Annotated in this window: 20 protein-coding genes; 17 read left to right on the top strand and 3 right to left on the bottom strand. The window is 38.9% G+C overall.

Translation table 11 applies throughout. The annotated features are described in order from the left end of the window. The first annotated feature begins 49 nt into the window (after positions 1 to 49). The 9 genes from SYN7502_RS11265 to SYN7502_RS11225 all read left to right on the top strand — a co-directional run bounded on the left by SYN7502_RS11265 (position 50) and on the right by SYN7502_RS11225 (position 7,906). Positions 50 to 961, top strand: a complete 912-nt coding sequence (locus SYN7502_RS11265; protein WP_246828908.1) for an Arm DNA-binding domain-containing protein — start codon at positions 50 to 52, stop codon at positions 959 to 961. A 197-nt stretch (positions 962 to 1,158) separates the two neighbouring features. Continuing rightward, on the top strand, positions 1,159 to 2,025 hold the full coding sequence (locus SYN7502_RS11260) for a hypothetical protein (RefSeq protein ID WP_015168951.1): 867 nt from the start codon (positions 1,159 to 1,161) through the stop codon (positions 2,023 to 2,025). Between the two features lie 212 nt (positions 2,026 to 2,237). Beyond that, positions 2,238 to 2,510, top strand: coding sequence for a hypothetical protein (locus SYN7502_RS11255; RefSeq protein WP_015168950.1), 273 nt, complete (start codon positions 2,238 to 2,240; stop codon positions 2,508 to 2,510). Then, on the top strand, positions 2,511 to 2,843 hold the full coding sequence (locus SYN7502_RS11250) for a hypothetical protein (protein WP_015168949.1): 333 nt from the start codon (positions 2,511 to 2,513) through the stop codon (positions 2,841 to 2,843). It begins immediately after the preceding gene. After that, complete coding sequence (locus SYN7502_RS21000) at positions 2,843 to 5,200, top strand: DUF3987 domain-containing protein (RefSeq protein WP_015168948.1); 2,358 nt, start codon at positions 2,843 to 2,845, stop codon at positions 5,198 to 5,200. Before SYN7502_RS11250 ends, SYN7502_RS21000 begins: the two co-directional genes overlap by 1 nt. Further along, the gene (locus SYN7502_RS11240) at positions 5,163 to 5,486 is read left to right on the top strand and encodes a hypothetical protein (RefSeq protein ID WP_144050207.1); all 324 of its coding nucleotides are present in this window, start codon (positions 5,163 to 5,165) and stop codon (positions 5,484 to 5,486) included. Before SYN7502_RS21000 ends, SYN7502_RS11240 begins: the two co-directional genes overlap by 38 nt. A 5-nt stretch (positions 5,487 to 5,491) precedes the next feature. Continuing rightward, positions 5,492 to 5,920, top strand: a complete 429-nt coding sequence (locus SYN7502_RS11235) for a hypothetical protein (protein ID WP_015168946.1) — start codon at positions 5,492 to 5,494, stop codon at positions 5,918 to 5,920. A gap of 298 nt (positions 5,921 to 6,218) precedes the next feature. After that, a complete protein-coding gene (locus tag SYN7502_RS11230) occupies positions 6,219 to 7,382 on the top strand; it encodes a ParA family protein (protein ID WP_015168945.1) in 1,164 nt (387 codons plus the stop codon). A gap of 2 nt (positions 7,383 to 7,384) precedes the next feature. Continuing rightward, a complete protein-coding gene (locus SYN7502_RS11225; protein WP_015168944.1) occupies positions 7,385 to 7,906 on the top strand; it encodes a hypothetical protein in 522 nt (173 codons plus the stop codon). Positions 7,907 to 8,166: 260 nt separating this feature from the next. Here SYN7502_RS11225 and SYN7502_RS19370 read toward each other — a convergent pair whose 3' ends face one another. Next, positions 8,167 to 8,688 (bottom strand): hypothetical protein, encoded by a 522-nt coding sequence (locus SYN7502_RS19370; protein ID WP_015168943.1) that lies wholly within the window; start codon positions 8,686 to 8,688, stop codon positions 8,167 to 8,169. A 16-nt stretch (positions 8,689 to 8,704) separates the two neighbouring features. Further along, positions 8,705 to 9,325, bottom strand: a complete 621-nt coding sequence (locus tag SYN7502_RS11215; RefSeq protein ID WP_144050206.1) for a hypothetical protein — start codon at positions 9,323 to 9,325, stop codon at positions 8,705 to 8,707. 189 nt (positions 9,326 to 9,514) lie between these two features. Here SYN7502_RS11215 and SYN7502_RS11210 point away from each other — a divergent pair, with 189 nt between their 5' ends. The 5 genes from SYN7502_RS11210 (at position 9,515) to SYN7502_RS11195 (ending at position 11,115) form a co-directional block, all read left to right on the top strand. Further along, positions 9,515 to 9,868 carry a hypothetical protein gene (locus tag SYN7502_RS11210; protein WP_015168941.1) on the top strand — a complete coding sequence of 118 codons (354 nt, stop codon included), beginning with the start codon at positions 9,515 to 9,517 and terminating at the stop codon, positions 9,866 to 9,868. A 146-nt stretch (positions 9,869 to 10,014) separates the two neighbouring features. Then, a complete protein-coding gene (locus tag SYN7502_RS11205; protein ID WP_015168205.1) occupies positions 10,015 to 10,200 on the top strand; it encodes a hypothetical protein in 186 nt (61 codons plus the stop codon). After that, positions 10,197 to 10,325, top strand: coding sequence for a hypothetical protein (locus SYN7502_RS21180; protein WP_256377860.1), 129 nt, complete (start codon positions 10,197 to 10,199; stop codon positions 10,323 to 10,325). The genes SYN7502_RS11205 and SYN7502_RS21180 overlap by 4 nt, the downstream gene beginning before the upstream one ends. A gap of 97 nt (positions 10,326 to 10,422) precedes the next feature. Next, a complete protein-coding gene (locus tag SYN7502_RS11200; RefSeq protein ID WP_015168940.1) occupies positions 10,423 to 10,914 on the top strand; it encodes a hypothetical protein in 492 nt (163 codons plus the stop codon). A 6-nt stretch (positions 10,915 to 10,920) separates the two neighbouring features. Continuing rightward, a complete protein-coding gene (locus SYN7502_RS11195; RefSeq protein WP_015168939.1) occupies positions 10,921 to 11,115 on the top strand; it encodes a hypothetical protein in 195 nt (64 codons plus the stop codon). A 332-nt stretch (positions 11,116 to 11,447) separates the two neighbouring features. Here SYN7502_RS11195 and SYN7502_RS11190 read toward each other — a convergent pair whose 3' ends face one another. Further along, complete coding sequence (locus tag SYN7502_RS11190; RefSeq protein ID WP_015168938.1) at positions 11,448 to 11,627, bottom strand: hypothetical protein; 180 nt, start codon at positions 11,625 to 11,627, stop codon at positions 11,448 to 11,450. A 20-nt stretch (positions 11,628 to 11,647) separates the two neighbouring features. Here SYN7502_RS11190 and SYN7502_RS11185 point away from each other — a divergent pair, with 20 nt between their 5' ends. The 3 genes from SYN7502_RS11185 (at position 11,648) to SYN7502_RS11175 (ending at position 12,737) form a co-directional block, all read left to right on the top strand. Beyond that, on the top strand, positions 11,648 to 11,983 hold the full coding sequence (locus SYN7502_RS11185; RefSeq protein WP_015168937.1) for a hypothetical protein: 336 nt from the start codon (positions 11,648 to 11,650) through the stop codon (positions 11,981 to 11,983). A gap of 6 nt (positions 11,984 to 11,989) precedes the next feature. Beyond that, positions 11,990 to 12,427, top strand: a complete 438-nt coding sequence (locus tag SYN7502_RS11180; protein WP_015168936.1) for a DUF2335 domain-containing protein — start codon at positions 11,990 to 11,992, stop codon at positions 12,425 to 12,427. 106 nt (positions 12,428 to 12,533) lie between these two features. Then, positions 12,534 to 12,737: a hypothetical protein gene (locus SYN7502_RS11175; RefSeq protein ID WP_015168935.1), complete on the top strand. Its 204-nt coding sequence runs from the start codon at positions 12,534 to 12,536 to the stop codon at positions 12,735 to 12,737. The last annotated feature ends 71 nt before the right edge of the window (positions 12,738 to 12,808 follow it).

The raw sequence follows: 12,808 nt of genomic DNA, 5'->3' as shown, positions 1-12,808 counted from the left end.
GGCTTTTAAGGGTTATTTGGGTTGTAAAACTACCCCGATATTTACCCCGATGAAAATTACCATAGAAAATCATGACGGTAGGTTAAGACTACGTTGGATATACCAAGGCAAACGTCTGCAAATGTCTTGTGGTGTTAATGACGATCCAACTGGTAGAGCCGTAGCAAAACAGAAAGCAGCCCAGATTGAGCTAGATATTCAAGCAGGATATTTTGACCCAACCTTACTAAAGTACAAACCTCGCACAAGGGGTAAAACTGCCACTGAAATTACTGCCCCAGAGTTATTCCAGAAATATATACAGCACCTAATTAAAGAAAAGGGTTTAACCACTCGCTCAATTAGTGGTAGGTATAACCCACTGTTTAGGCAATTAGAAAAGTCTCTGAATATTCCTGCATTTAAGGTTACGGAATTTGCTGCGGGTAATTTCTTGGCTTTGCTCTTAGAGAGGGCATCAAGTCGAACAGCAAAAGATCGCCTATGGCTACTACAAGGGGCTTGGAATTGGGCAAAAGGAAAGTATCACATCTCAGAATCTAACCCTTGGGAGAATCATCTAAAACGTATAAAGCCCAGTGAGTCTAAACGGATTAAACCATTCACAGCTAATGAAATTCAATTAATCCTGAATGCTTTTAAGGGCGATCGCTACTATTCCCACTATTACCCATTAGTTAAGTTTTTATTTGGGGTAGCGTGTCGATTTGGTGAAGCTGCGGGGTTGAGATGGAGAAATGTCGCTGATGATTTTAGTCACATTATTTTCTGTGAAACGATTAGCAGGGGAACCCATCGGAATACAACCAAGACGGGAAAATTTAGGACAGTGGTTATTAGTCCTAATATTTCGGCAATGCTTAAACTGCATTCTGAAAAACCCCATAAACCAGATGATTTAGTGTTCTCATCACCTCAAGGGAACCCGTTAGATGACCATAACTTCAATCGCAGGGCATAGAAAACGATAATCTCCAAGATAGGAATTGAATACCGTAAACCCTACGCTACAAGACATTCAGCTATATCTCATGCCTTAGCTAATGGAGCGAACTATATCGATGTAGCAGAGGCATCTGGTCACAATCCAAAAGTGATGTTTCAAAATTATGCGAGTTCGATTAATCAACAATCTGTATTTATGGAGTTTTGAAGCAGATGAAAAAGAAGAACTTAAAACAACTACCAGAGCAACAAGCACTTGATGCAATGATCAGGGGACTTGAAGCATTAGGATGTCATAAAGCCAATAAGGAACCTAGAGTATTAAATATTTTTGAGGAATATAGTAGATTTCCTAAGATATTCCTTCGAGAAAATGAGCCTAAAAACTATGGGCAAAGGCAGATGGTATATGTTTGTGAAGAACTATATCAGGGTTCCGCTAAGTGGCTCAGATGGTATAGGTCTCAAAAGATTGAACTCTTAACTGATTTGGATATTGGATACAGACCATTCGCAAAATTATCTTTACATAGATATGAGTTATGTAGGCAACTTTGGTTATTTCTTCCATTCGCTCAAAGCGTCGCTAATGATCCTAATATTTTATGGCTTACTTGTGAGATGAGTGAATGTATTCATGCTCTTAAGGCTAATGGCTTTTGGGGTGAGCCCCTTGTTAATTCTAAAGGTAAGACTTTTGGTAAACGTGAGATTTATAAGATTAAGTCATCTGAACTAACTAAATTGCTTAATTCTCTTAAGAATTATGGTTGCTTACCACAAGATTTGCGCCGTCCAATACCTTCAAATGACTACTTTGGAGAGGCATTCACAGATGTTCTTTGGACTCTTGCGATACACCAAGCCATAGATACAAGAGATCGAACCTTACAAGACTTTTTAGAAAATTGGTTATCCCATAAACGTGATTACGAAAGGCTCACTAAAGAACTGAAATATTACCAAATTCCCACAATTAGGGGTGATGATCTGCACTGGACGGGCAAAGACAAAAAAACTTATACCCCTAAACCCGAAACTAAAAGGGCTGGAGGCAGACCACCTTTAGGAAGTAAATAGCGGTAATTATAAAGTTTTATAAAGTACTACTCCCTATGCTGTCCTGAGCAAGCGGGCATTTTTTATTCATGTAATTCTAGGCTTGTAACGTCCTAAAGCCGTTAAAACCAATTAGAACAACCCAAAAAAGAAGTCGGTAGCTCATCAATTAGAAGCTGAAAGCTACCGACGTAACCAGACCACAAACTAAATAACTTAGGAGTTTTTAACCTATGGCGATTAAACCTATCATGCCTCAAACTTTCCCCTATGTCAGTAGTGTTACCTTGCGATCGCAACATTTCGAGATCGGCAAGTTTGGGGAATCAGAGTTAAGAAAGAAATTACCTAGTCCTTTGTATTGGATAAAACCAGAGCGTAAAGTGCTGTGGAATTTGCATCTAGTCAAAGATTATCTGCTCAATGGCGATCGCCCAGACCACCAAAGATTAATAGAGCAATATTTATCTAGCTTACCTACTAGCCAAAAATTAGGAGCTAGTTAAATGAGTAAAAAAAATCCCTCTCTGGACAGGAAAGGGGTAGGACAAAATTTAACAACTGTTAGAACTAATACTACCTCAAACTTGATATTTCACCCAAGCATAGATCGCCTTACCTCAGACACTTGGACTAAACCAAGCTCATTATTAATTGATGCTTTCCTTGCTGATCACGATCAATTAGATTTATTCCCAGTTCAATCATTCAAACCTCAAATACGCTCAGTCGGTATTAATCCATCTTGTAAGCACTGTGGCTGTAAACGTGGTTATTTATTCAAAGGTAAATTACTTTGCTGTAGATGCGATCGCCCAGTTACGGGAGGATCGAACTAATGAATAATTCAAAATTCAGAAATTCAGGTATTAATAACCCCTGTCCGATATGCGATCGCACAAAAGATAAAGATTGCAGAATCAGTGAAAACGGCTCTATGGTTCTATGCCATTCAAGCATCAATGGAGACTTAACTAAGGACGGTTGGAAGTACATAGGGGCTAATTCTGACGATCGGTGTGGTATCTATGTAATTCCCAGTGAAAAGTCTCCTAGACCAGTAGGAATAAACTTTAAGCATATTTACAGCGATAGGCAAGGTAACCAATACCGATTTAATCGTGAGTACAAACCAGACGGTAAGAAAGTTACTACTTGGGCTAAACCACTGGGTATTAAAGAATCTGAACTATTGCCTTACCGATGGGCTGAAGTCAAAGAGGCGATCGCCAATCAGAAACCTATCTATCTAATAGAAGGTGAACTAGGTGCAGATGAATTAGTAAACAGGTTTGGTTTAGTTGCCACAAATCTAAGGACTAAGCCAACTCTGGAAACTTTGGAATTATTCAAAAGTGTCAATCTGATAATCTGTCCCGATCGTGATGAGACAGGCATTAAAAAAGCACTAGCCCACTATGAGGCATTCAAACCAGTAGCAGCCAGTATCAAAATGATGCTTGCAGAGCCTAGTAAATGGGACTATATCCCTGCTAAAGATGGGCGTGATGTTTATGATTGGATAGTTGACGGATGCACTAAAGAAGATATTGAATCTGCGATAGCACCCTTTGATTTAGCTCAGTTCGCAGATCAAGGCAATGATGACAATTCAACCCTAGACGCTGAATATCTAGCCACACTAACCAGCTATCCAAAGCCCCAGAGAGGACTATTACCAGAAATATTTGAAAGAGCAATAACTGGACTAGCTCAGAAAATGGGACTTTCCCCAGAGCTTTACTATGCCGATTTATTGGCAGCAGCAGGGAGCCTAATCCCAATTGGTACCACATTGTTAATCGATTCTGGAACCGACTACCATTGTCCGCCTATCTTTTGGGTTGGCACCGTAGCAGAGACAGGGGCAATGAAATCACCCAAGTCACGGGCAATACTTTCACCCCTAATCGAACTTCAATACAATGCAGAGGAGATATACAAAGCTGAACTAGAGATATGGCAAGCGCAGGAAAAAGCAGGGGAATCCACAGGTAGAAAACCAATAGGACGGGATTATTATTTGAGTGATTTTACCCTAGAGTATATTTCTCAAACCATATCTAAGCAGCCGTTACAAGGGTTTACCCTCTATATGGATGAGCTTGCAACTTTCTTTCAAGGTTTCAACCAATACCGTAGTGGCAAAGGTAATGATCGCCCCAAATTCTTAAGTGCATACGACGGTGGGGCTTGGAAAAGTAACCGCAAGAGTGACGACACCAGAGTTTTTGCCAAGCGGACAGGGATAAGCATCATTGGAGGCATACAGCCTTCTATTCTACAAAACATAATGACCGATGATTTAAGCTCTGAAGACGGCTTATGGGCTAGATTTTCATGGATACGGTTGCCATTAACTAAAACCCCTGCTCCTAGCGGCGGTAAGTATCTAGTGGGTGACTTACTAAAAGGGCTTTACTGTGACTTAAGCAATTTGCCAGCAGCTACTTACACCCTTAGCAAACAAGCACAGCAGCTTTGGGCAGATTGGCATGATGAAATGGAGTCTATCAAGCTAGTCGAGGCTTCACCCATACTTAGGGCAATTTATCCCAAGATGAAAGAAAGGGCGGGGCGGATAGCTCTAATAGCCCATTGTATTAGCCATCGGGATGGGCTCTTAGTAGGGGTATCAGTAGAGACATTGGAAAAGGCTATTAGCTTTACTAGGTGGTTAATTGCCCAAAGTAAAGAGCTTTATGCAGAGTTTGGTATTGGGGATAACCCAGAAATGTCAAGAATACTCAAATTTGTTAACAGATTCCAGAACTGTGGAGAAATTAAGGCTGTTCAGGTTAGGGCATGGTGGTCTACTAAAAAACCAAAGTTACAGGAAATTCGAGACTTTATGAGCAAGGTTGTAAATCTTGGATATGCGATCGCCAAAGGTGATCCAACCCAATCTAACTACATAGTTATTGTTACTAGAGGCAGTCAATCCAGTCACCAACAGATAGAACCCTTGCTAGATATAGCGTTAACCGTTGACTGTGTAGCAGTCAATAACCCAGTCAAGACAGTCAATGATTTTAGTTTTGATACTGAACCAGTTGACTGTGGTGACTGCCAAGTTGACTGTGTGCCAGTCAATAGTCAAATCGAGATAGAGAAAGACTTACAGACATCGTTGACTGAATTGACTGCCTACTCTAAGAATGGAATTAAAAATCATGATGACTTTACCGATTTCTAAAATTCCTGAAGTTGGGGCGGGTGTAATTTTCCCCAACGGATTTAATCGAGTTGAACGTAGGGCTAAAAATCCAGAGGGAAAAGTTTACCTATTTTCAAAGGGTGAACCTTACCCACTCGATGACTGCAAGTTACCAAAATGCGATCGCCTATCCGATTGGTTTGGAAAATGCCCGTTATGCCATCAAAACGCTAATGATTATGTACCTAGACAGCAAGGCATAGGCGGGTTTTCCTTCTGTGAACCCTGTAAAACCACTTGGAATCCTAACTTTAAGCAACTATAAAAAACATGAATAACCAAAGAATCTTAAAATCACTCCTATTAGTGTGGAAACAGGATAAAACTAATCCCCTTGTCAAAGCCTATCTAAAACAGTTAGGGATTAATCTTGAACCTAGCCCAAATTTAAGGGCGGAGAGATTGGAGTATGAAGTCTCAAAAGTCCTATGTGAAGCGGGGTTAATCGACTGCGATCTAGTCCAGTTAGAAAGGTTAGCGATCGCAAGTGAGCAAGAATTAGAGAGAGCTTTAGCTAAGGTTAAAGCTTTATACCCGCCACTAGAAACAAAATCTATTAGTGGGGAACATTTAACCATTGCCGAATTAGAAGCCAAAATAACCAAGGCTAAGGAAGAGTTTGAAGAGTTAAAGCGTAGAGGTTATAACCCTTTGACGGCGATCTTCGATAACAACTCAAGCAACCAAAGATTTACTTAATCGTAGGGCTAAAAATCAAACTACTGGTAAAAATTAATTAGATGGACTGGCGATCAGGATATAGCAGCCGACTGTTATGCTGAATATAGCCAATTTGGTATTCTTTTTGGTAAGGCAGAATTTCTTCTAAAAAACGCAAATGGAAGTATCACAATTAGTCGAAAAATGGAAGGATTTAGGTACAAAAATAAGCGAACCTAACTTAAACTCTTTGTTCACTAACCATCTATTAGAATTTTTGGGGTATAGATATCTCACTCAACCGAATGTCGGATCAGGTTTATAACCTGATTTTGTCTTGTATGGTAAAAACTCTAAGCCTTTGCTGTATGTCGAAACTAAAAAGAAGCAGCCTACTGAAAATTTTGTTAACTGCCCGTTATACAGAGATGCTGTTTTTGGTATTACTAGCGCAGGAATACAACAATATCTAACTCTTCCTACTTCTGCTCCCCTTGGGTGGGTATTTAGTGGAGAATTTTGGCAATTGTTTAGACGTGTAGACGGGTTAGTATTACCACTTACGGATATTTATAGAGTTAACAAGGATAACTTGCCTAAACTGATTGCACAGCTTCAATATTATCTTGAACATCCACAAAGAGCCTTGATTATCAGCCTTTGGAATCGTAAAGGCGGCGTAGGCAAAACAACTAATGTCATTAATATTTCTGCTGTTTTAGCCAAAATGGGTAAACGGGTTTTGGTAGTTGATTTTGATGGACAAAGCGATTTAACCCGTGGGTTAGGGCTTGAGCCAAGCGATTATAAATACCAAATACTTGAATGTTTCGACCAGATTGGTTTAGGCAAAACTCAAGAAGCTATAGATTTATTAGAGAAATTGATAGTCGAACGTAATTTCCCCCTTCCTAGTAGTCAAGACAAGTACAGTATTAGTGTTTTACCAACTGACCGAGACACCATTGAAAAATTTCGTAGTGATGAATATGAAATAAAAAACAAGCAGACCCTACTAAAAAGGCTACTAGCTGCGATCGCTCCAAAATACGACTACATTTTTATTGATACTTCCCCAGACCCAGATATAGCTACGGTATCTTCATTATTTGCCTGTGATGCTATGTTGATTCCTGCTGACTTCGATCAAAGGGCATTACATCATGCCAAAGATATTAACCAAGGATTAGTTCAGAAAATACGATCGCTTAGAACAACTGATATTAACAAAACACCTATTGCTGATATAAATCCAAGGGTTTTAGGGGTTGTATTCAGCAATCATACTGATATGGGGTCTAAGTTAGAGAAAGCGGTTGAAGAATTTCTGGCTAAAGCATCTTTGAAAGTCTATAAAACTAAGCTTGGAGTATTTGCTGCTGTTAGACAAGCTACTTTCAAACGGCACCCCGTTATCTCAATTAGTACCTCAAAAATATCCAGAGATTACGAAGAACTTACTAAAGAAATTTTTATTAACCCTAACTTTATCTACGAATAACTATGGAAAACTTTAGCGACCTCGGTAAATATCTTCGCATCCCACGTCATGAAATTAGATATGAAGGGACTAATACTGACAAGGTAATAATTAGTGCGATCGCAGATAAACTTAGCCAATCAGGGCGTAATATTCTACCTGTAATTGTTGAACAAGAAACCGATGATAGCTATAAGGTCTTACTAAATGGGGATATTTTAGCTGGGGCAATCGAGGCTAAGTTAGATTATGTATGGTGTATTTTGGCTGATGAAGAACGAAAAAAACAGATCGATATTGAATCAAAACAAAAATTTGAAATTGATCTTTTAACCGCTTCAGAAGATTTAATCTTTGAAATGATCCAGTACATTATTAAACTACATGATTTCAAAAGAATAGATGCAAAAAAAGCAGCAAAGTTAATTGTGGAAAAGCGAAGCAATTGGTCTAAATCAAATGATCTGAAAGTTTTTACTAAACTTAGCAGTGGAATAGGAGAGGCAAAAATTCCTACTTTTGAAAAGTATTTTGTTATCAATTAATAAAACCTCGGAAAACCTAGTATTTAGAAACGATTTAAGTAGTTTGGTTCATGGTTGCGATCGCATCTAGGATTAGCTAAAAACTCAAAATATTTCTTGCACTAAATTACAAAACAAACTATTTACCGTACCTTGCTAAAAGCTCTCTGGTTTGCCTTAAAAACTCCCTAAAAGCCTCTATATCTCCCCCAGATTTAGGTTTTATATACTCACATTTTCTTAAGGCATTTTTACTAACTATTGCCTTACCTTCTTTAGTCTTAGCCCCTGTAGATTTTGTCCACGGTTTCCACTGTCGAATTAACTGGGATTGCCTTGCTTTCTGGGAGTCTGTCCACTTTCTGCCCATCTTTATCACCTAAATTAAGCTGATTATTTTGCTGTTTGATAAATGTTGATCGCTTGGGATTACGAACTTCATTGAGAGCCGTCAGACATTTACGGGATAGCTCAAAAGCTTTGAAACTGTTTTTAAGGTAAATTTCACATTGTTCTCTACCCTGAGACCCGCTTGTTAGTTCTGCTAAATCAATACTCATTTGAAGATGTCTGTTCCCAATGGCATTAAGTACGATCGCCTGATTTGACAGCATCATTTCTATTTCATGATTGCTCAGTGGTTTACTCAATTCTTTTGAGAATGGGGATATAGAACCGTCTCCAGTCCCTAAAACTCCAGAGATGCTAACGGCTTCAATCTTGCCAGTCCCCTTTACATCCCCATAGGTGATTTGTGGTCGTTTACGTTCTGAAAATTCCTTAAATTTTTGCTCTTTGTCCATAGTGGCGATCGCTCCATTATTTAACTCTAATAACCGTTACATTATTTTGAGAATGCTCTACACGTTTCCAAACTTCACCTCTATCCCTAGCAATATTGTTAATGTAATCCTCTTGGCTTATCCCCTGTTTTTTAGCCTTTGTAGAGTAGTTAACCCGATCAAAGCCTAGATATTCTGCCAAGTCCTTAAGCCTTATTTCTGCCCCAATAGGGTAAGGATGCTCTGAACCATCTTGAGAGGGTTTTGGATTATCTGGGGTAATTTCTGGACTAACTGCGATCGCCTGAGTAGCAGGAATATCCGTTAAATCAACTTGGTTATGTTTAGTCTCACTGTTGGCGATCGCAGTATCAGCCTGACCACTGCCAAAATTAGCGATCAGAATTGATAACTCATCTAATAATTGCTGTTTCAGCCCTGCGATTTCGTTTTTAATTAACTGCTTTACAGTACCAATATCTACAGAGGATTGATTATTTTCAGCTTTGTTACTCCCCAATAGAGCATTTTCCACCAATGCAATCACAGCAGCATTCATGCTTCTATAAGTACCATTATCGACAGTTTCTTTAATGGCATCATAAAGCTCAGGGCTTGGGTAAATCTGCACTGGCTTGATATTTAGAGGTTTTGCCATATCAATTATTTCTAAGGTACTTATAAAGTATATACCAAGTACCTTAAATAAAAGCACAATATAAAGTATATCTAAAGTATTGTACTTATTTAGTACTTGACAAGTAGTTTATAAATAAAGTACCATATAAAAAGTTCAGCAATCTCTACACTCTGATAGCCACTCCTAACCTCTACACAGGAACTAACAATGAACAATACTAAATTAACTTTAACCGCTATAAAGCTTATTCTTACTGGTTTTGCACTGCTTGTAATAGTTCTAATCTCTAGCGTAATCCAAATACTTTCAGCCACTATTAAGGCGATCACTATCAGGATAAAGTTACTTAATGATTGGTGTGACGATCAATCAAGTACGCACCCCAAAAACCTTGCTCTAAGTGCATTTAATGTGATTGGGTTACTTTCAGGTACGCAGCCTAGAACCCTAATAACCCCACCTGTTTTGCCTAGTTCTGGGGTTGTCATAGTACCAATGACTCAAAATACAATCACAGTCCATAAGAAACGGGGCAGACCCAAAAAGCTTGCAATTGCTTAAAGTAATTTGCAAATAAAATACTTTATAAACTACTTGACAAGTATTTGATAAATAAAGTACTATATAAAAAGTTAAGGCGATCGCACTTCCGACCAAGAAAACAGCGATCACCTTATCAAAACAATCCCAATTAAGGAATTAATCCAATGCTATCAAGAACAGTCCTAAAACACCATTACAAAGATTGTGGCTCTTGGAGTCCAAGCAATCAAGAATCTCCCCTCTATGCCCGTATGGGATTCACTAAGCAATATTGGCAATCTTTAACCAGCAATCAGCGCACCCAGTTAAGAAGTCAATACTTTGATCGCCTTGATGGTGGTGAATCATGATTACCACTGAACCCAAAATCAAAACTTGTGGCAACTGCCCCAATGCACGATTGCTCGGTGGCGATCGCCTAGTCTGCAAATTACTTGATCAAGTTGTCCGCACTAAATGGGACTGTCAGTTATAGCCTTTACCCCATAGCGATCGCAGTTTTTAAGAAAGTCTTATTTATGCGATCGCAACAACCAAATTAACCAAAACATTAACCAATAGGAGAATTAGCAATGAATATCGAACAACTAAACAAAGACTTAGAACTAGCTAAAATCAAGAGTCAGACTGTTGCTATTGCGGGTAAATTAAAAACACTTTGGCGATCGCTCTCCATCGATGACACTGGCAATGATGAAAGCTTATTTACATCAAATCTGGGAGACGGCGGGGATAGCTATATAGTTGAAACTCTCATTAATGATGTGGCTAGTCTGCACAAGGCATTATCAGGGTTAGAGATAGTAGATAACAGCAAAGTTAAAAACGTAACCAGTATTGAATTAAAAAGCCTAGAGACTGAATCTAATCTGGTTAAAGAACATTATGACGTAGCCTTAAAAGCTCACTCACTGGCAATGCTACTTGATAAATCACATTTATTTGCTTACCTCTGGGAGCCAGAAAGTCAGGCGATCGCAGGAAGTTTAGAACTATTATTTAGCCAAATCGAACAACTGCACGATGAGGCGGATCGCCTATACTGCCAATCAATTAAAAAATAAATCCTAATGTTAAATCCTAAAAAACTGCCGTTTGATGTCGAGATGGATTACATCAAATTTAGTAAGGAAGTGGATAAAATGAGCCTTAAACAAGCTCAAGCAGTAGCTAAAGAGCTAAAACTGCTACACCTTCATACCCTCGAACAAGTAGCGGTTATAGAGCGATCGTATAAGGAATTACTACCAGAGCTAATCAAATAAAGTCTATATCATCTAACCCTCATTGTTAGAGGGTTTTATAGTTTTAGATGTCGGTAAGGTGTCGGTTTTGTGTCGGTAGAAATGTCGGCAAAATACTAAGTTTTGCTAGGTTTTGGGTGCCTGTAAAATGTCAGGTTTTATCAGGTTGTCCGACTAAAATAACAGACATTTTAACGGACAGGTTTACGGACATTGATCGGACATTCTAAAGGCTTAAATACCTATCTATTAATGCTTTTAGGGTTTACATTGTCCCCAAGGTGTCTACGGGAATGTCCACAGATTTGTCCCTCTTTATCGCCCGTGAATTTTAGCTTGGTGGCGATCGCTTTTTAATCGAAGATTAGATCGACCAAGTTCAGGAATTGCATTATGCGATCGTTGATTTGATTGCGATCGCTAGTCCCCACTAACTTTAATAAGTGGGGACTAGCGATCGCTGAATTAACCTTAGCGATCGCTTGTTTGCGAAATGAGATAATATAGATCGACTTCCAAACATATTTGTACATGTGTGGACCAGGTTAAATTTATGGAAATCAACACACCAAATTCTGTTTTACAAAAAGTACTAGCAATCCAAAAGGTACCCGTTCCTTCTGGAATTCCCGCCTTGCCCCCCGGAATTCACGCTCTGCCTTCCAGAATTCGCCCTCTCCCTTCTAGAACTGCCGCGTTTGTGCTTGGAATGGGTTCGGTATTGAATATCATGCCAACTCCAAGAAAAAGTAAAATTTTCCTAGGGCATCCACTTAGAAAATCATTTGTCAAGACAGTAAACTTCAAGGATATTGAAGCGTTAAAGTCTGACGTGTCAAAAGTGAGTTCATGTTTTCGTGTAGCTATTGCAAAATCTATCGATCCATAAAAAAGCATGTCTGAAGATACGAACATTCAACCTCTTGACCCAAAAGAATCTAATGTAGTTCACAGTCAAGAGTATGAAGAACAAACTTTAGAATTTTATACAGGACAATTCCCTCACCCTTCGATTTTAGTAGAATACGAAAATATTGTTCCTGGGATGGTTGACCGTATAGTTACTTTGACCGAAAAAGAACAAGCTCATCGTCACACCATAGAAATCATGGAGACTCAAGCGCAAATAGGCGATACAAAGACAATTCGTACATTTGAAATGCGAGGACAAACTTTAGGATTCATCCTTTTCTTGGCTGTGATTAGCTTTGCGGGATATTCTTTGAAGATTGGTAGTGAGGGCGTGGCGATAGGGAGTATAGTCACCGCTTTTATTGGCGGTGTTACAATCTTTGTCAAAGGTAGAGAAGCCGAGAAAAAGACAGACAATTAACACTTTACTAATTAAACTTACTAGCCCTGTACAAATACGGGGCTTTTATTTGACTGTACTTAATCTTGTAAGATATATTATCTTTGTTCACAAACAAATAACGCTTATGGGCAATCCACATCCTAAAAATAATCTTCAATACGTCACTAGGCAAGACGACACAACCGATAAACTATCCCCTTTAACTTTAGGGGCTAGATTGCCATTAGAAATTGATGCTTTAGTGCGATCACTACCTAATAGATCGGCATGGCTACGGCGGGTAATCACTGAAGCGGCAAAGAAAGAGTTAATGAATGTCGAGAATTAAACCAGTCAAAACCTAATAAAACCTAACTTTTACATCAATCATAACTACCCCGAAATCTACCCCGTTCATTT

Source organism: Synechococcus sp. PCC 7502, from assembly GCF_000317085.1.
In the GTDB taxonomy this organism is placed as follows: Bacteria; Cyanobacteriota; Cyanobacteriia; order Pseudanabaenales; family Pseudanabaenaceae; genus PCC-7502.
This window is presented reverse-complemented; position numbering and strand designations above follow the sequence as displayed.